Below are 334 nucleotides of genomic sequence, written 5' to 3'. Positions count from 1 at the left end.
AAAGAACTACATATCGTGAATTAGAACTTAAACAGCAAGAGGAAATGAAAAAAGAACTTTTAAATAAACTAAGACATGATATGAATACGCCTTTAACAGCAATGAGATTACAATTATTTTATTTAGAAGATCAATATCATGGCCAAACACAAGTACTAGAATCGTTATATCAACAAATACAGTATATTGCTGAATTAACCAATGAATTTAAATTGCAATCTACAGATACGTTAGAGAATTCTTATATTGTAAATGATGATGTAAATATACATGATCTATTAGGAATGATGGTTAAAAAGTGGAGTTATCTGTATAGTATGCATGATGTTGAATT

Annotated in this window: 1 protein-coding gene; it reads left to right on the top strand. The window is 27.2% G+C overall.

The window, feature by feature from the left end:
* Positions 1-334: histidine kinase dimerization/phospho-acceptor domain-containing protein (locus tag V7024_RS18950; RefSeq protein WP_335522721.1), on the top strand; the 334-nt coding region annotated here is incomplete at both ends.

Source organism: Bacillus sp. JJ864, from assembly GCF_036963045.1.
Lineage (GTDB): Bacteria > Bacillota > Bacilli > Bacillales > Bacillaceae_G > Bacillus_A > Bacillus_A pseudomycoides_C.
This window is presented reverse-complemented; position numbering and strand designations above follow the sequence as displayed.